The sequence below is a fragment of the Mesorhizobium sp. B2-3-13 genome (assembly GCF_006442195.1).
Taxonomy (GTDB): domain Bacteria; phylum Pseudomonadota; class Alphaproteobacteria; order Rhizobiales; family Rhizobiaceae; genus Mesorhizobium; species Mesorhizobium salmacidum.
Genome location: NZ_VFVQ01000012.1, coordinates 19098 through 35701, shown reverse-complemented (window position 1 = coordinate 35701; position 16604 = coordinate 19098). Strand labels below are relative to the sequence as shown.

14 protein-coding genes and 1 pseudogene are annotated in these 16604 nt (G+C 64.2%); 8 read left to right on the top strand and 7 right to left on the bottom strand.

Annotation, left to right across the window (positions count from 1 at the left end; translation table 11 throughout):
• Positions 1–389: 389 nt before the first annotated feature.
• Together FJ941_RS15820 and FJ941_RS15815 are read left to right on the top strand one after the other, a co-directional pair.
• Complete coding sequence (locus FJ941_RS15820) at positions 390–1136, top strand: GntR family transcriptional regulator (protein WP_140506946.1); 747 nt, start codon at positions 390–392, stop codon at positions 1134–1136.
• A gap of 182 nt (positions 1137–1318) precedes the next feature.
• Complete coding sequence (locus FJ941_RS15815; protein ID WP_140506945.1) at positions 1319–2845, top strand: malonyl-CoA synthase; 1527 nt, start codon at positions 1319–1321, stop codon at positions 2843–2845.
• Between the two features lie 37 nt (positions 2846–2882).
• Here the strand turns inward: FJ941_RS15815 and FJ941_RS15810 are convergent.
• The 5 genes and pseudogenes from FJ941_RS15810 to FJ941_RS15790 all read right to left on the bottom strand — a co-directional run bounded on the left by FJ941_RS15810 (position 2883) and on the right by FJ941_RS15790 (position 7863).
• A pseudogene (locus tag FJ941_RS15810) lies at positions 2883–3995 on the bottom strand (NAD(P)/FAD-dependent oxidoreductase).
• 10 nt (positions 3996–4005) lie between these two features.
• Positions 4006–5178: an N-acetylglucosamine-6-phosphate deacetylase gene (gene nagA / locus FJ941_RS15805; RefSeq protein WP_140506943.1), complete on the bottom strand. Its 1173-nt coding sequence runs from the start codon at positions 5176–5178 to the stop codon at positions 4006–4008.
• A complete protein-coding gene (locus FJ941_RS15800; protein WP_140506941.1) occupies positions 5175–6209 on the bottom strand; it encodes an SIS domain-containing protein in 1035 nt (344 codons plus the stop codon). Before FJ941_RS15800 ends, nagA begins: the two co-directional genes overlap by 4 nt.
• Complete coding sequence (locus FJ941_RS15795; RefSeq protein ID WP_027142499.1) at positions 6206–6988, bottom strand: GntR family transcriptional regulator; 783 nt, start codon at positions 6986–6988, stop codon at positions 6206–6208. The genes FJ941_RS15800 and FJ941_RS15795 overlap by 4 nt, the downstream gene beginning before the upstream one ends.
• The gene (locus FJ941_RS15790; protein WP_140506939.1) at positions 6985–7863 is read right to left on the bottom strand and encodes an N-acetylglucosamine kinase; all 879 of its coding nucleotides are present in this window, start codon (positions 7861–7863) and stop codon (positions 6985–6987) included. Before FJ941_RS15790 ends, FJ941_RS15795 begins: the two co-directional genes overlap by 4 nt.
• Positions 7864–8061: 198 nt before the next feature.
• Between FJ941_RS15790 and FJ941_RS15785 the strand changes: the two genes are divergently transcribed.
• The 6 genes from FJ941_RS15785 (at position 8062) to FJ941_RS15755 (ending at position 14613) form a co-directional block, all read left to right on the top strand.
• Positions 8062–8976: an N-acetylmuramic acid 6-phosphate etherase gene (locus FJ941_RS15785; RefSeq protein WP_140506937.1), complete on the top strand. Its 915-nt coding sequence runs from the start codon at positions 8062–8064 to the stop codon at positions 8974–8976.
• 47 nt (positions 8977–9023) lie between these two features.
• Positions 9024–10283 carry an ABC transporter substrate-binding protein gene (locus tag FJ941_RS15780; protein WP_140506935.1) on the top strand — a complete coding sequence of 420 codons (1260 nt, stop codon included), beginning with the start codon at positions 9024–9026 and terminating at the stop codon, positions 10281–10283.
• Positions 10284–10538: 255 nt separating this feature from the next.
• A complete protein-coding gene (locus tag FJ941_RS15775; RefSeq protein ID WP_140506933.1) occupies positions 10539–11468 on the top strand; it encodes a sugar ABC transporter permease in 930 nt (309 codons plus the stop codon).
• A 10-nt stretch (positions 11469–11478) separates the two neighbouring features.
• Complete coding sequence (locus tag FJ941_RS15770) at positions 11479–12318, top strand: carbohydrate ABC transporter permease (protein WP_027142496.1); 840 nt, start codon at positions 11479–11481, stop codon at positions 12316–12318.
• Positions 12315–13394 carry a Gfo/Idh/MocA family oxidoreductase gene (locus tag FJ941_RS15765; RefSeq protein ID WP_281405571.1) on the top strand — a complete coding sequence of 360 codons (1080 nt, stop codon included), beginning with the start codon at positions 12315–12317 and terminating at the stop codon, positions 13392–13394. The genes FJ941_RS15770 and FJ941_RS15765 overlap by 4 nt, the downstream gene beginning before the upstream one ends.
• A gap of 220 nt (positions 13395–13614) precedes the next feature.
• Positions 13615–14613 carry an ABC transporter ATP-binding protein gene (locus FJ941_RS15755; RefSeq protein WP_140506929.1) on the top strand — a complete coding sequence of 333 codons (999 nt, stop codon included), beginning with the start codon at positions 13615–13617 and terminating at the stop codon, positions 14611–14613.
• Positions 14614–14672: 59 nt separating this feature from the next.
• On the opposite strand, the gene FJ941_RS15750 is transcribed toward FJ941_RS15755, so the two are convergent.
• Positions 14673–15518: a fumarylacetoacetate hydrolase family protein gene (locus FJ941_RS15750; protein ID WP_140506928.1), complete on the bottom strand. Its 846-nt coding sequence runs from the start codon at positions 15516–15518 to the stop codon at positions 14673–14675.
• Positions 15519–15729: 211 nt separating this feature from the next.
• On the bottom strand, positions 15730–16461 hold the full coding sequence (locus tag FJ941_RS15745; protein ID WP_140506926.1) for an SDR family oxidoreductase: 732 nt from the start codon (positions 16459–16461) through the stop codon (positions 15730–15732).
• Positions 16462–16604 lie beyond the last annotated feature (143 nt).

The following is a 16604-nucleotide window of genomic DNA, read 5'->3' as shown; positions in this document are numbered from 1 at the left end:
CGCAGCCGATCGACCGGTTTTCAATTTCGGTAGACCAAGAACGTGGTGCCGAGAGTGGCCCCTCAGCGTCCGGGCCGAATCAAATCCGTGCAGAAGGCCTGAACCGACCAAACCGCGACTGTCTTTGCGCGCGGCAGAAAAGATGCTCGCATGGGGACACAAGAAACAGATGGCCATGCGTGCATACAAAACGCTTTAAGGTTCTGCTGGTTGTAGAGATATTCGAATTCCCGCGATCGGCGCGCCGATTGGGTATATTTCTTTGTTCTAAAGTACAATAACGCGATCTTCTGCTTGAGCGGCGGAAGCGTGGCGCTGTATGGTACATGCACAGAGGGGAATTTCTGACTCGAATTGCCCAAGACGACAGTTGTGGACAAGGAGTCGCTTTGACATATGGAGCTGCCAATCTGAACGACGACGGCACGGGCGCCAAGAGTACGCTTGCCAGCACGGTCTATCATCAATTGCGTGATGATCTTCTCGGCGGCGCTCTGGAAGCCGAAAGCAAGCTGCGCGTCGAGTGGGTCGTTTCCAAATATGGCGCCGGTGCCTCTCCGGTTCGCGAAGCTCTCAATCGCCTTGCCTCCGAAGGTCTCCTCGGCCGCCATGATCAGCGCGGCTTCTTCATCATGCCGGTCAGTGCGGCCGAACTCGAGGAGCTGACGCGCACCCGCTGCTGGCTCGAGGAGCGGGCGCTGCGCGAATCGATCGCCCACCGCACCGCCGAATGGGAAGAACAATTGGTGCTGGCGCTGCATCGCCTGGGGCGCGCCTCACGGCTTTCGCCGCAAAGTACCTCGTCGCTCAATCCGGACTGGGAGAAATTGCATCGCACTTTCCATCGGGTGCTGATCTCGGCCTGCCGGTCGCACTGGCTGGTGGGCTTCTGCGACCAGCTGTCCGATCACGCCTACCGCTATCGCCAGATGGCCAATGACGGCGAGAGGATCCAGCGCGACGATTTCGCCGAACACCGGCTGATTGCTGAAAATGCGCTGGACGGAAACGCGGATGGCGCCGTCCAGGCCCTGATCGATCACTACCAGCTGACCGCCGCCATGTGCATGGAACGCTTCAAGCAAGGCGAGGCACCACAGGTCGCCGCCGGTCCGAGCCAGCGCGCCCACCGTTGACGGCTGTTTGATCGGCGCGCTCTGCTGACGGATCTCTTCGGCAGGGCCGGCAGCCGTCTGCGGCTTGACGGCCGGCCGGGAAACGCGAACGCTTCCCCGCGTGCCGACCCACAGCCGGCGTCGACATTGCCGTCACCCCAATTACCGTCACCCCCCCAATTGCCGTCACCCAGGAAGATTTCATGAGCAATCATCTGTTCGATGCGTTCCGGTCCCGGATGCCAGCGCCTGGGCATCTGTTGATGGAAACCGATGATGGACGCTCGCTCACCTATGGCGACATGCTGGCGCGGTCGGCGCAGTTCGCGCATGCGCTCCTGCAAATGGACGTCGCGCCCGGCGACCGGGTCGCCGTGCAGGTGGAGAAGAGCCCGGAGATGGTTTTGCTCTATCTCGCCTGTGTGCGCGCCGGTGCTGTCTTCCTGCCGCTCAACACCGCCTACACGCTGGCCGAGCTCGGCTATTTCTTCCACGATGCGGCACCCCGGGTCATCGTCTGCGATCCGGCACGGTCGGCGGATATCCGTGGGATGGTCGACCCGTCCGGTGCCGTGGTGGTCACGCTCGACCGCAATGGCCGGGGATCCCTTGCGGACCAGGCATCGCGCCAGTCCTCCGATTTCCACGATGTCGAGCGCGGCGGCGACGACCTTGCGGCGATCCTCTACACGTCGGGAACGACCGGCCGCTCGAAAGGCGCCATGCTCAGCCACGAGAACCTCGCCTCGAACGCGCGGGTGCTGGTCGAGCAATGGCGCTTTACCAGGGACGACGTGCTGATCCACGCGCTGCCGATCTTCCACACGCACGGCCTGTTCGTCGCCACCAACGTCGTCTTGATGGCCGGCGCCTCGATGCTGTTCGAGCAGAAATTCGACGCGGGCCGCATCGTCTCGCTGCTGCCGCGCGCCACCGCACTGATGGGCGTACCGACCTTCTACACCAGGCTGCTGCAGCAGGAAGGGCTGGATCGCGAGGCGGCGAAAAACATCCGCCTGTTCGTATCCGGTTCCGCGCCGCTGCTGGCCGAAACGCACAAGGCCTGGAGCGAGCGTACCGGCCACGCCATCCTCGAGCGCTATGGCATGACCGAGACCAACATGAACACTTCCAACCCCTATGAGGGCGAGCGGCGCGCCGGCACGGTCGGCTTCCCCTTGCCTGGCGTATCGCTGCGCATTGCCGATCCCGATTCCGGCAAGCCTCTTGGCCAGGGCGAGGTCGGCATGATCGAGGTCAAGGGTCCCAACGTGTTCGGCGGCTACTGGCGCATGCCGGAAAAGACCAAGGCGGAATTCCGCGCCGACGGCTTCTTCATCACCGGTGATCTCGGCATGATCGATGCCGACGGCTATGTCCACATCGTCGGTCGCGGCAAGGACCTGATTATCTCAGGCGGTTACAACGTCTATCCGAAGGAGCTCGAAAGCGAGATCGACGCGCTCGACGGCGTCCTGGAAAGCGCCGTCATTGGCCTTGCCCATCCGGACTTCGGCGAAGGCGTCACCGCTGTCGTCGTGCGCTCGCCCGCGTCGCGGATCACCGCGGCCGAAATCCTCGACGCCATCACCGGCCGTATGGCGAAGTACAAGCACCCCAAACGGGTGATCTTCGTCGACGAACTGCCGCGCAACACGATGGGCAAGGTGCAGAAGAACTTGCTTCGCGACAGCTACAAGGATCTCTACGCCTCAACCAAAGTCGGCTAAGCAGATGTCCCGCTCCGGCCCGGCGCGACGTGCCGGTTCAGGTCGGGTACAAGAGTTCGACGACATGGTCGGCGATCGCCAGGCTCGCCGTCAGGCCGGGGCTCTCGATGCCGAACAGATTGACGATCTGGCTCGCCCCATGATCGGCTGGACCCTGGATCATGAAATCGGCTGAAGCTTGACCCGGGCCGGACAGCTTCGGCCTGATGCCGGCATAGGCCGGCTGCAGCGCGTCACCCGCAAGATCAGGCCAATAGCGGCGGATCGCCTCGTGGAAGACAGCGCTTCGGCCGGGGTCGACCGTGTAATCCACGCTGTCGATCCATTCGACGTCGGGGCCAAAGCGCGCATTGCCGGCGAGGTCGAGCGTCAGGTGGATGCCGAGGCCGCCTTCGACCGGAACCGGATAGATCAGGCGCGAAAACGGCGACCGCCCCGGAAGCGCGAAATAATTGCCGCGCGCCAGCCACTGCCGGGGGACGAGCCTCCTTGGGAAACCGTCGATCCGGCTGGCCACCGCTGCGCGTCGAGGCCTGTGGCGTTGACGAAAGCGCCGGCCTCCAAGGCGAAGGTCTCGCCATTGGCATCGCGCGTGTCGATCCGGATCGCGTCGGCTTCGATCGCCGCTCCGGCAACGCAAGTGAGGAACGCAAAGGACGCGCCGGCCGCTTCGGCGTCGCCGCGCAGCGACAACATCAGCGTATGGCTGTCTATGATGCCGGTCGATGGCGACAGCAGCGCGGAGGCACAGGTCAGCGCCGGTTCCAGGCGCTCGGCCTCGCCGCGCGTCAAAAGCTGGAGATCGTCGACCCCGCAGCGCTTCGCATTGGCCTCGATCGCCCGCAACCTGTCCGCCTGGCCGGGCTCGCTGGCGACGATCAGCTTGCCGGCGCGGCGATGGGCGATATCGTGTTCGGCGCAGTAGGCGTAGAGAAGCCGGCGGCCTTCGACGCACAGCCGGGCCTTCAGGCTGCCAGGCGCATAATGGAGCCCGGCATGGATGACTTCCGAATTGCGTGAACTGGTGACCGTACCGATCGCGTCGGCCTTTTTCGATCACCACCACCTCGCGGCCCGGCAAGGCAAGCGCCCTGGCAATGGCCAGCCCGACGACGCCTGCTCCGGCGACGACACAATCGATTGTCCGCATGGCCTCGCTCTCAGCGGGGAGCGACAGCCTCGAACACCTTGTCGCCGCCGATCCAGACGCTTCCTATGCCAAGATCGTCCGACAGCGCAACGATGTCCGCCGCCGTGCCCTTGGCGAAGCGGCCAAGCCGGTGCGACTGGTCGATCGCCTGCGCCGGATAGAGCGAGGCCATGCGCAGGGCTTCGGACAGCTCGAGCCCAACGGTGCGGTGCATGAACCGGATTGCAGAGATCATGTCGAGGTCGGCGCCAGCCAGCGTGCCGTCGGCAAGCCTGAGGCTCCCGTCCTTGCGGTAGATGGTGCGGCCGTTGAGCGTGAACGAGCTCATATCGGTGCCGATGGTCGCCATCGCGTCGGTGACCAGCACGATCCTGCCCGGTCCCTGCTTGGCATCGAGCGCGATCCTGATCGTGGCCGGATGGACATGGATGCCGTCGGCGATCAGCCCGGCCGACAAGGTACCGATGTCGATGGCCGCGCCCGCCAGTCCGGGCTCGCGATTGCCGATCTGGCTCATCGCGTTGAAGAGGTGGGTAACGACGCTGGCGCCGGCCTCGGCGAAGGCTTTTGCCGTGGCATGGCCCGTGTCCGAATGGCCGAGGCTGACGATGATCCCGGCCTTGGCCAACGCCCTGACGCGGGTCGCGTCGACGGATTCCGGCGCGATCGTGGTGAGCAGCACCGGCAGCTTCTGGCGTGCCGCGATCAGCATGGCCTGGTCGGCGTCCGTCATCGGCCGGATCAGCGCCGGATCGTGAGCGCCCTTGCGGGCGATCGACAGATGCGGACCTTCCAGATGCAGGCCGAGAAAACCCGGCACTTTCTGCAGCGCCGCCGCTTCGCCGGCGGCGATCGCAGCGGCGGTGATTGCGGGCGTGTCGGTGATCAGCGTCGGCAGCAGCGCCGTCGTGCCGAACGGTGCATGCGCGCGGCAGATGGTTTCAATCGAGGCGACGTCGGGATGGTCGTTGAGCATCACCCCGCCGCCGCCATTGACCTGGATATCGACAAAGCCCGGCACCAGCATGCCGCCACCGGTATCGATGGCGCGGAGATCCCCGGGAAGGGCGCCTTGCGGCAGCATGGCTTCGACGAGGCCGTCGCGCACGACAAGGGCTGCGCCTTCATGCCAGTCGTCGCCGTCGAAGATGCGGGCGCCGGTCAGGGCAAAACGGTCGCTCATACGGTCTCCGTCACCTTGCGAAGGTTGCGTGGTGCGTCCGGATCGAGGCCGCGATGCCTGGCAAAGGCCTCGACGAACATGTAGAAGGAGACGATCAGCGTCAGCGGATCGGTCAGCGGGTGACCGGTGGCGACATGCGGCAGGCGCGTGGCACGATTGGCGAGTGCCGAGGTGACGAACACCGGCGCGCCCTTGGCCGCCAGGCTGTCGGCGGCTTCGGCGACGGATGGCTCGGACGCGTCGCGCGCGGCCAGCGCCAGCACCGGAAAGTCGGGGCCGATCAGCGCCAGCGGGCCGTGCATGACTTCGGCCGCGCTGTAGGCTTCGGCATGCATGCCGCAGGTCTCCTTGAACTTCAGCGCCGCTTCGTTGGCCATTGCCGCCGACGGCCCTCGGCCAAGGATGAACAGCGACTTCTGCTTCTCGATCGTTTCGGCCAGAATGCTCATCCAGCCGCAAGCGATCGCCTTGCCGAAATGCTCGGGCAGGCGGGCAAGTGCCGCGAGAAGCGCTTCGTCGCCGGTCGAATGCGCCATCAGGGCGAGCCCGGCAACGGCGGAGTTGATGAAGGTCTTGGTTGCCGCGACGCTGCGCTCGGGGCCGGCCAGGATGTCGATGGCGAAATCCGAGGCCCGTGCGAGCGGCGAATCAGCGGTGTTGGTTACCGCGATGGTCAGCGCGCCGCCGGCCCGGGCGGTTTCGGCCATGGCGACGATGTCGGGACTCTTGCCCGATTGCGAGATCGCCAGGCAAGCCGAGCCGTCAAGCCGGAGCTTGCGGCCGTAGATCGAGGCGATGGAGGGCCCGACCGAGGCGACGGCAAGGCCCGCGGTCAGCTCGACGGCATATTTCATGAAGGTGGCGGCATGGTCGGACGAGCCACGTGCCACGGTGACGACGAAATGCGGATCGCGTTCCCTGATGCCGCGCCCGGCTTCGGCCAGCACCGCTCCCGAGCCGTCGAGCAGGCGGGCAACCGCCTGCGGGATCTCCTCGATCTCGCGCTGCATATGAGTGGTGTTGGCAATCATGGTCGGCCCTCTTCGCTTGGCCCTGTCAGCCGCAGCTCGGCGACGAAATCATAGGCGTCGCCCCGGTAGATGGAGCGGGTGAACTCGATCACCTTGCCGCTCGCCAGATAAGAAATACGCTCGATGTGCAGGCCGGCAATGCCTGGCGGCACTTCGAGCAGGCGCGCATCGCCATCGCCGAGATTGGCGGCGGAGATGCGCTGCACGGCGCGCACCGGCCGGTTGCCGGTCAGTTCCAGTGCCGCGTAGAGCGAGGAGCCAATGCCGGCCGGGTCGGGCAGCACGCTGGCCGAGAGCGAGGCGCGTTCGATCGCCAGCGGCGTGTCGTTGGCGATGCGCAGGCGCGCCACGCGTGCCACCAGCTCGTTCGACGACAGGCCGAGCACCATCATCTCGTCGGGCGACGGCGCGTAGAGGCCGCGGTCGAGCCAGGCCGAGCGCACCGCCATGCCGCGCCGCGCCATGTCCTCGGTGAAGGAGGTCAGCCGCGACAGCGACTGCTCGACGCGTTCCATGCGCGGCGCCACGAAGGTGCCGGAGCCGTGCCGCTGCACCAATATGCCGCCCTTGACCAGGTCCTGCACCGCCTTGCGCACGGTGACGCGCGAAATGTCGGCCTTGGTGGCGATGTCGCGCTCGGAAGGCAGCGCGTCGCCCGGGCCGATCAGCCCGCGATTGACGGCGTCCTCGATGCTTTTGCGCAGCTGCAGATAAAGCGGCGCACCGCTTTGCGAGGATTGTTTGAGCGCGGCGAAGATCTGGTCGGCGGCATCGCTCATCGTGCGGCCTCTGTCCTGGCGAACAGACGCGCCGCCATCTGCACCGCACCGCCTAGCGCATCGTCGAGCGGTTCCTTCAGCAGGGCGCGGTAGCGCGCCGACAGGCGCGGCGCGTAGAGCGGTGCCAGTCCGCCGAGCAGGCAGAGCGGCGCTCCGGCCGCGAGCTCGAGCGCGCCGAGCGAGGCCTCGACATCGGCGACCGCCTTGTCGAGGATCCAGTTGGCGACGATGTCGCCTTTTTGCGCGTGTTCGAACACTTTCGGCGCGAAGCCGCCGAAATCGCCTGGTTTGGCGTTGGTGGTGAATTCGACCACGTCCTCGGGATTGTTGCGGAAAACGGCCATCATGCTGTCGGTCAGCGGCGAGGCCTGGCGCACGCCATCATGCGCGAGCAATGTCTGTTCCAGGAGGTCGCGGCCGATGCGGGCGCCGCTGCCCTGGTCGCCGACCTGGAATCCCCAGCCGCCGATGGCACGAGATTTGCCATCCTTGCGCGCCATATAGGCTGTGCCGGTGCCAAGAATCGCCATCGCGCCGTCACCCGAACCGACCGCGCCTTCGAGCGCGATTTCCGCATCGGTCTCGACGCGGCTGGTGCTGAACGGCAGGATCGCCTCGAGCTGCTGCCGGTAAGTGCCGACATTGGCGCCGGCAAGGCCGAGAATGGCCGGTGTTTGCGGGATGAGCTCGGGATCTTGCCCGGCGGCGATAAAAGCCTGCCGCGCCGCATCGACGATGTTCGAACGGGCGCCGGTGAGGTCGGTGCGGATATTGGCGGCGCCGCTTTTGCCGCGGCCGACGACAACGCCCTCCGCTGTAGCCAGTGCGGCCCTGCAGCTGGTGCCGCCGCCATCGATGCCGAGCACGAATTTCACGCGATTTCTCCTCCGGGCGAATAATACCAATAAAATACCAATAGCCAAGGGGTAATTTCCGCTTCAAAAAGATTAAGCGCATTTGATTGAGAAAACTGGGCAATTCGTCGGCTCAGCGATTTCCTGTCCACGAATTCGTTAATGCGTGTGGACAAGTGGTATTTTTTTGGTATTGTTTTGTGGATTGGAGGAACTGGGATGGCCGAAACGCGCACCGAAGCGCTGCATGGGAATGCCGAGGGGCTGGATATCCAGGCTCCCGAAGCGATCCTCGGCTCGCTGGCCGATGCCCAGGTCGAGGCCGCGAAGGCCGTCCGCAACGCCATTCCCTCCATCGCCAGGGCAGCCGAGATCATCGCCGGCTGCCTGAGCAGCGGCGGCAAGCTTGCCTATGCCGCGGCCGGCAGCTCCGGCCTGATGGCGCTGGCCGACGCGCTGGAACTGCCCGGCACGTTCGGCATCCAGCGCGACCGCATCGCCATTCTGATGGCCGGCGGCGACGAAGCCTTCAGGACACTGGCCGGTGGGCCCGAGGATGATACCGAGGAGGCGTCGACCGCGGTCGCCAATGCCGGCATCGGCGCGGGCGATTGCCTGATCGCTCTTTCCGCCAGCGGCACGACGCCCTATGCGGTGCGCGCCATCGAGGACGCGCGGCGCCGGGGTGCCGCCACCATCGGCATCGCCAACAACAGGGACTCGGCTCTGCTCCGGCAGGCCGACACCGCCATCCTGCTCGAAACGCCGCCGGAAGTCATCGCCGGCTCGACCCGCATGGGCGCCGGCACGGCGCAGAAGATCGCTCTCAACATGCTGTCGACGCTGACCGCCATTCATCTCGGCCATGTCCATGACGGCTACATGGTCAACCTCATGGCCGACAACATGAAGCTGCGCGACCGGGCGGCGCGCATCGTTGCCGCCGTCAGCGGCCGCGGCCACGAAGAGGCCGCCAGCCTGCTCGAAAAGAGCGGCGGCGCGGTCAAGACCGCCATTCTGCTCGCCGCCGGCGCCGACAGCGCCGACGCGGCGCAGAAGATACTGGAACGGACAGGCCATAAGCTGCGGCCAGCCCTTTCCGCGATCGAGGGGAACAAGGGCTCCAAAGCCTAGGTTCTCATCAAAACCGAACCTGAAAAAGGTCAACAGGGAGAATGAGCATGACAACGAAACTACTGACGGCACTGCTTCTGGGCACAAGCATTCTCGGCTCGGCCGGATTGGCTCACGCCGAGGACGTAACGCTCAACATCGAAAGCTGGCGCGGCGACGACCTTGCCATCTGGAAGGACAAGCTGATCCCGGCCTTCGAAGCCAAGAACCCCGGCATCAAGGTGGTGTTCGCCCCCTCGGCTCCGACCGAATATGACGCCGCGCTCGGCGCCAAGCTCGCCGCCGGTTCGGCGGGCGACCTGATCACCTGCCGCCCGTTCGACAAATCGCTCGAACTGTTCAAGAAGGGCAACCTTGCCGATCTCTCGGCGCTGCCCGGCATGGAAAACTTCTCGCCCGTCGCCAAGTCCGCCTGGCAGACCGATGACGGCAAGGCGAGCTTCTGCGTGCCGATGGCGTCGGTCATCCACGGCTTCATCTACAACAAGGACGCGTTCGACAAGCTCGGCATCAAGGTGCCGCAGACCCGCGACGAGTTCTTCGCCGCGCTCGACAAGATCAAGGCCGACGGCACCTACATCCCGATGGCGATGGGCACCAAGGACCTCTGGGAAGCCGCGACCATGGGCTACCAGAACATCGGCCCCAACTACTGGAAGGGCGAGGACGGCCGCAAGGCGCTGATCAAGGGCGATCAGAAGCTGACCGACAAGGATTGGGTCGCTCCCTTTGAGGAACTGGCCAAGTGGAAGCCTTATCTCGGCGACGGCTTCGAAGCCCAGACCTATCCGGACAGCCAGAACCTGTTCACGCTCGGCCGCGCCGCCATCTACCCGGCCGGCTCGTGGGAAATCGGCCTGTTCAACACGCAGGCCCAGTTCAAGATGGGCGCCTTCCCGCCGCCGGTCGAGAAGGCCGGCGACACCTGCTACATCTCCGACCATACCGATATCGGCATGGGCTTGAATGCGGCTTCCAAGCATGCGGACGCGGCCAAGACCTTCCTGTCCTGGGTGGCCTCGCCTGACTTCGCCACCATCTACGCCAACGCGCTGCCGGGCTTCTTCAGCCTGAACTCCGCACCGGTGAAGATGCAGGACCCGCTGGCACAGGAATTCGTCTCCTGGCGCGGCAAGTGCAAGTCGACGATCCGCTCGACCTACCAGATCCTGTCGCGCGGCACGCCGAACCTCGAAAACGAGACCTGGGTTGAATCGGCCAACGTCATCAACGGCACCGATACGCCCGAAACCGCGGCCAAGAAGCTGCAGACCGGCCTCGACAGCTGGTATAAGCCGGCCAAGTAAGAGCTCAGGCAACGGAGCCGGCTGGGCGCGTGCCCGGCCGGTTCCGGATTATCCTGTTCCATCCGGTTCCGGATTATCCTGTTCCATATTGCGATTGTCGGCTCTGCCTCACGGCCTTACCCTTGCTCTTGTTGGGGAAGGCTAGCTGATCAGTCGCAGGCCTTGTCTTGCCGAGCCGGGCAAGGTTGGGTCAAGTATCGAGGCATCATCTAGCATCACATCGTCTGGAACCGAGAGACGGCGGGGACCGAACTCATGGCCGCACAAACACGACCGAAAAGACCGTTCCGCTGGCATATCGCCGTCTTCCTGGCGCCGGCGGTGCTGGTCTATACGGCAATCATGATCCTGCCGCTGGCCGGCACGCTGCAGCTTTCGCTGTTCCGCAACGTCGACCAGTCCCAGATCTTCGTCGGCCTGGACAATTTCCGCACTTTGTTCGGCGACCCGAACTGGTCGGTGAATTTCTGGAACGCGCTGCGCAACAACGTCTGGTTCTTCATCATCCACATGCTGGTGCAAAACCCGGTCGGCGTGCTTTTGGCCGCGCTCCTGTCCAGCCCGAAGCTCCGGTTCTCGGCCTTCTATCGAACCGCGATCTTCGTGCCGACCATCCTGTCCTTCGTCATCGTCGGCTTCGCCTGGAAGCTGATCCTGTCGCCGCTGTGGGGCGTGGCGCCGCATCTGCTCGACTTCGTCGGCCTGAAGAGCCTGTTCACGCCGTGGCTCGGCAAGGAGCAGTACGCGCTGACCGCGCTCAGCCTGATCTCGGTGTGGCAGTTCATCGGCATCCCGATGATGCTGATCTATGCAGCGCTGCTGTCGATCCCCGAAGAGGTGATCGAGGCCGCCGAATGTGATGGCATCACCGGCCTGTCGCAGTTCTGGAAGATCAAGTTGCCGCTGATCCTGCCCTCGATCGGGATCATCTCGATCCTCACCTTCGTCGGCAATTTCAACGCCTTCGACCTGATCTACACCGCGCAAGGCGCGCTCGCCGGGCCGAACTATTCGACCGATATCCTCGGCACCTTCCTCTACCGCGCCTTCTTCGGCTTCCAGCTGCAGGTCGGCGACCCCAACATGGGCGCGACCATCGCCACGATCATGTTCCTGATCATCCTCGGCGGTGTCTGCGTCTACCTCTTCCTCATCCAGACGCGCCTGCGTCGCTACCAGTTCTGAGGGGCAAGAGATGAGCATCGCCACCCGTTCACTCCCGCGCACCATCGGCGCCCACGCGATTCTGCTGACCTACACGGCTATCGCGCTTTTCCCGGTGGTTCTGGTCATCATGAATTCGTTCAAGTCGCGCGCCGGCATCTTCGGCGCGCCGCTGACGCCGCCGACGCCGAAAACCTTCGACATGATCGGCTACACCACGGTGATCGGCCAGGGTGACTTCATCCATTATTTCCAGAACAGTCTCGTCGTCACCGTCGGCTCGCTGTTCTTCGTACTGCTGTTCGGCGCCATGGCTGCCTTCGCGCTGTCGGAGTACCGCTTTCGCGGCAACACGCTGATGGGGCTTTACCTGGCGCTCGGCATCATGATCCCGATCCGCCTCGCCACCGTCGCCATCCTGCAATTGATGGTGGCGAGCGGGCTGGTCAACACGCTGACGGCGCTGATCCTGGTCTACACCGCGCAAGGCCTGCCGCTGGCCGTCTTCATCCTGTCCGAATTCATGAAGCAGGTCTCCGACGACCTGAAGAACGCCGGCCGCATCGACGGCCTGTCCGAATACACCATCTTCTTCCGCCTGGTGGTGCCGCTGGTGCGGCCGTCGATGGCGACGGTCGCCGTCTTCACCATGATTCCGATCTGGAACGATCTGTGGTTCCCGCTGATCCTGGCGCCGTCGGAAGAGACCAAGACGGTGACGCTCGGCGCCCAGCTTTTCCTCGGCCAATTCGTCACCAACTGGAACGCCATCCTAGCCGCGCTCTCGCTGGCGATCCTGCCGGTGCTGATCCTCTACGTCATCTTCTCGCGGCAGCTGATCCGCGGCATTACTTCCGGAGCCGTCAAGTGAGTTCAGAATCACCCCTTCGCGTCCCAAATCCCCTCCGAGTAATCGTCGCCGGCCTCGGCAATATGGGCCGCAGCCATGCGCTGGCCTATCACACCAATCCGGGTTTTCAGATCGCGGCGCTGGTCAATCGCTCCGACGTGCCGTTGCCTGGAGGGCTGTCCGGCTATGGCATCAGGCGCTCATTCGACGACGCCCTGCGCGAGGAAAAACCCGACGTCGCCTGCGTCGCCACCTATTCGGACAGCCATGCCGATTATGCGGTAAAGGCGTTCGAGGCCGGCTGCCATGTCTTCGTCGAAAAGCCGCTGGCAACGACGGTGGCGGACGCCAAGCGCGTCGTCGCCGCAGCCAAGGCCAATGGCAAGAAACTGGTGATCGGCTACATCCTGCGCCATCACCCGTCCTGGATCAGGCTGATCGCCGAGGCGCGCAAGCTCGGCGGTCCTTACGTGTTCCGCATGAACCTCAATCAGCAATCCTCGGGGCATACCTGGGAGACGCACAAGCAGTTGATGCGGACGACATCGCCGATCGTCGATTGCGGCGTGCACTATCTCGACGTCATGCTGCAGATCACCGACGCCAAACCGGTCGAGGTGCGTGGCATGGGCGTGCGGCTGACCGACGAGGTGGCGCCCTCCATGTACAATTACGGCCATCTGCAGGTGCTGTTCGATGACGGCTCGGTCGGCTGGTACGAGGCCGGCTGGGGTCCGATGATTTCCGAGACAGCCTTCTTCGTGAAGGATGTCATGTCGCCCAAGGGCTGCGTGTCGATCGTCATGAAGGAGGGCGTGAGGTCCGACGATATCGACACCCACACCAAGACTTCGACCATCCGTCTGCACAGCGCCGCGACCGGGCCGGACGGCAAATTCGCCAGGCCGGACGAGATGCTGTCGATGGAAGGCGAACCCGGTCATCAGGATCTCTGCGATCTCGAACAGGCTTTTGTCCTCAAGGCAATCCGCGAGGACATCGATCTCACCAGACACATGGACGACGCGGTGCGGTCGCTCGCCGTCTGCCTTGCCGCCGACGAGAGCGTGCGCAGCGGCAAGGCGGTGCGACTGTGACCAGGCTGTCGTCGTCAGCGCCCTACGGCGCCCCCCTCTGTCCTACCGGACATCTTCCCCTCAAGGGGGGAGATCGACTGTCTCGGTTGCCTTCGCCAATCACCAACATTGCAAGAAGAAAGCCTGGGTCGATGCTGCCAACCTCCTTCCTTGAGGGGGAGATGGCCGGCAGGCCAGAGGGGGGTGCTTTCGCGCCCACGCATCAATTTGGAGGACTGCCGTGGGCTCGTTGAAGATCGAGAACGTGAAGAAGGCCTTTGGGCCGGTCGAGGTGCTGAAGGGCATCGACCTCGAAGTGACGGACGGCGAGTTCGTTGTCTTTGTCGGGCCTTCGGGCTGCGGCAAGTCGACCTTGCTCCGCGTCATCGCCGGGCTGGAGGATTCGACCTCGGGCCGGGTGCTGATCGATGGCGACGACGTCTCCGTCACGCCGCCGGCAAAACGCGGCATCGCCATGGTGTTCCAGACCTATGCGCTTTATCCGCATCTGACGGTGAAGAACAATATGGGCCTCGGCCTCAAGCAGGCGAACACGCCGGCGGCGGAAATCGATCGCCGCATCGGTGTTGCCTCGTCCATGCTGTCGCTGGAACCTTATCTCGAAAGACGGCCGGCGGAACTCTCCGGCGGCCAGCGCCAGCGCGTCGCCATCGGCCGCGCCGTGGTGCGCGAGCCAAAACTGTTCCTGTTCGACGAGCCCTTGTCGAACCTCGATGCGGCGTTGCGCGTCAACACACGGCTGGAAATAGCGCAGCTGCATCGCCGGCTCAAGGCGACGATGATCTATGTCACCCACGACCAGGTCGAGGCGATGACGCTCGCCGACAAAATCGTTGTGCTCAATGCGGGCCGAATCGAGCAGATCGGCGGCCCGATGGAGCTCTACAATTCGCCGGCAAACGAGTTTGTCGCCGGCTTCATAGGCTCGCCGAAGATGAATTTCGTCGACGGCGCCCGGCTCGGCGAGACAGCCAAGACCATCGGCGTGCGGCCCGAGCACCTGACCGTCGATCCGAAATCCGGCGCCTGGAAGGGCACTGTCGTCCATGCCGAGCATCTCGGCGCCGACACCAATCTTTATCTGGATTGCGAGAAGGCCGGCCTGATCACCGTGCGGATTTTCGGTGTCTACGACGCCGAACCCGGCGCCACGCTTTATACGACGCCCGATCCGGCGAAGACGTATCGGTTTGGGCCGGATGGGAAGGTGCTGAAGTAGGACGCGCCAACGCTTCTTGCCTTCTCCCCTTGTTGTTGTGGGAGAAGGGAAGGGCGCGCTTAAACGTCAGCCCTGAACGTCTGCTTCTGCTGTCCCAGCCCCTCGATACCCAGCTCCACCACATCGCCGGCCTTCAAGAACACTGGCGGCTTCATGCCGAGGCCGACGCCGGGCGGGGTGCCTGTCGAAATAATGTCGCCGGGGTGCAGCGACATGAACTGGCTAAGATAGGAGACGAGATAGGCAACGCCATAGACCATGGTCCTGGTCGAGCCGTTCTGCATCGTCTTGCCGTTGACCGTCAGCCACATTTTGAGGTTGTGCGGGTCGGCCACTTCGTCCTTGGTCACCAGCCACGGGCCGGTCGGGCCGAACGTGTCGCAGCTCTTGCCTTTCGTCCACTGGCCCTGGCGCTCGGCCTGGAAGGCGCGTTCCGACACGTCGTGCGCGACGCAATAGCCGGCGACGTAGTCGAGCGCATCGGCTTCGCTGACATATTTGGCTTTTCTGCCGATGATCACGCCGAGCTCGACTTCCCAGTCGGTCTTCTCGGAACCACGCGGGATCAGCACGTCGTCGTCCGGGCCGACGATGGCCGAGCTTGCCTTCATGAAGATGATCGGCTCAGGCGGCACGGTGGCGCCGGTTTCTGCGGCATGGTCGGAATAGTTGAGGCCGACGCAGATGAACTTGCCGGTGCCGGCAACGCAGGCGCCAAGGCGCGGCTTGCCGGAAACCACCGGCAGCGACTTCGCGTCGAGCTTCGACAGCATATCCAGCGAGGCCGGATGAAGCGTGGTGCCGGCAATATCGGCGACATGTGCGGAGAGATCGCGGATCGTTCCATCCGCATCGAGCAGGCCGGGACGTTCGCTCCCCATCTCGCCATAGCGCAGCAGTTTCATGCATCTTCTCCTGATTGCGGCCTCGTGGCCGTTCTACAAACTCTCCGCCGAGGCATCAGCCCCTCTGGAACCGGGCGGACCGTAGCCACCGGCCTGCTTCACGACAAGCGTGGACAGCGTGTTTTGACAGCCGGCGAGCGGGATTTTCAGACTTCGCGATCCCTCGTCAAGTCGGATCGTCCGGTTACCCGCGATTGTCTCCAGACGGCGCTCAGATCGACCAGCCGCCGTCGATATTGTAGGCCTGCCCCGATGTGTAAGTGGCGCCGGCCAGGTAGACGGCGAGATCGGCGATTTCCTCCGGCGTGCCGAGCCGGCCCATCGGCTGGCGGGCGATGAAGGCGGCGCGGGCGGCGTCGTAATCGCCCTGGGCGTGCATGCGGTCCTGCAGCGACGGGCTTTCGACGGTGCCGGGGCAAATGGCGTTGCAGCGTATGCCCTTGCCGACATAGTCGGCGGCGACCGCCTTGGTCAGGCCGATGACCGCCGCCTTGGTGACGCCATAGGCGAAGCGGTTCGGCACGCCCTTGGTCGAACTCGCGAGCGAAGCCATGTTGATGATCGATCCGTCGCCGCGCTCCAGCATGCCGGGCAGTACCGCCCGGATGGTGCGGATCATGGCGCGTACATTGAGATTGAAGGCGAAATCGAGATCGGTGTCCTTCATCTCCAGGATCGAGCCCGAATGGACGAAACCGGCGCAGTTGAACAGCACATCGACGGCGCCGATCTCGGCAAAGGCGGCATTGACCGCCTCGTCGTTGAGCACGTCGACCTTGCGGGTCTTGATGCCGGAGGCCTTGCCGAGTTCCGCCAGCAGCGTCTCGTTGATGTCGGTGGCATGGACGGTGGCGCCGGCCTTGGCGAAGGCCAGCGCGCTTGCCTTGCCGATGCCTTGCGCCGCCGCCGTGATGACAACGACCTTGCCTGCCAGATCCGCCATATCTTTTCCTCGCCTGCTTGGGTCAATTGCCTTTATCGGCGGCCGGCGAAGGCGTCATGTGCCAGTCAGGCGCGATCGTCCGGCCTGTGCCAGTTCACTGATAAAGATGTTTTTTCTCGTTAAAGAACATATGTTCGGTCGTC

What these genes read in the sequence shown, in the direction of transcription:
- FJ941_RS15815 (WP_140506945.1), top strand. Translation starts at nt 1,319, where the DNA reads ATGAGCAATCATCTGTTCGATGCGTTCCGGTCCCGGATGCCAGCGCCT.
- nagA (WP_140506943.1), bottom strand. Translation starts at nt 5,178, where the DNA reads ATGAGCGACCGTTTTGCCCTGACCGGCGCCCGCATCTTCGACGGCGAC.
- FJ941_RS15800 (WP_140506941.1), bottom strand. Translation starts at nt 6,209, where the DNA reads ATGATTGCCAACACCACTCATATGCAGCGCGAGATCGAGGAGATCCCG.
- FJ941_RS15795 (WP_027142499.1), bottom strand. Translation starts at nt 6,988, where the DNA reads ATGAGCGATGCCGCCGACCAGATCTTCGCCGCGCTCAAACAATCCTCG.
- FJ941_RS15785 (WP_140506937.1), top strand. Translation starts at nt 8,062, where the DNA reads ATGGCCGAAACGCGCACCGAAGCGCTGCATGGGAATGCCGAGGGGCTG.
- FJ941_RS15780 (WP_140506935.1), top strand. Translation starts at nt 9,024, where the DNA reads ATGACAACGAAACTACTGACGGCACTGCTTCTGGGCACAAGCATTCTC.
- FJ941_RS15775 (WP_140506933.1), top strand. Translation starts at nt 10,539, where the DNA reads ATGGCCGCACAAACACGACCGAAAAGACCGTTCCGCTGGCATATCGCC.
- FJ941_RS15770 (WP_027142496.1), top strand. Translation starts at nt 11,479, where the DNA reads ATGAGCATCGCCACCCGTTCACTCCCGCGCACCATCGGCGCCCACGCG.
- FJ941_RS15750 (WP_140506928.1), bottom strand. Translation starts at nt 15,518, where the DNA reads ATGAAACTGCTGCGCTATGGCGAGATGGGGAGCGAACGTCCCGGCCTG.
- FJ941_RS15745 (WP_140506926.1), bottom strand. Translation starts at nt 16,461, where the DNA reads ATGGCGGATCTGGCAGGCAAGGTCGTTGTCATCACGGCGGCGGCGCAA.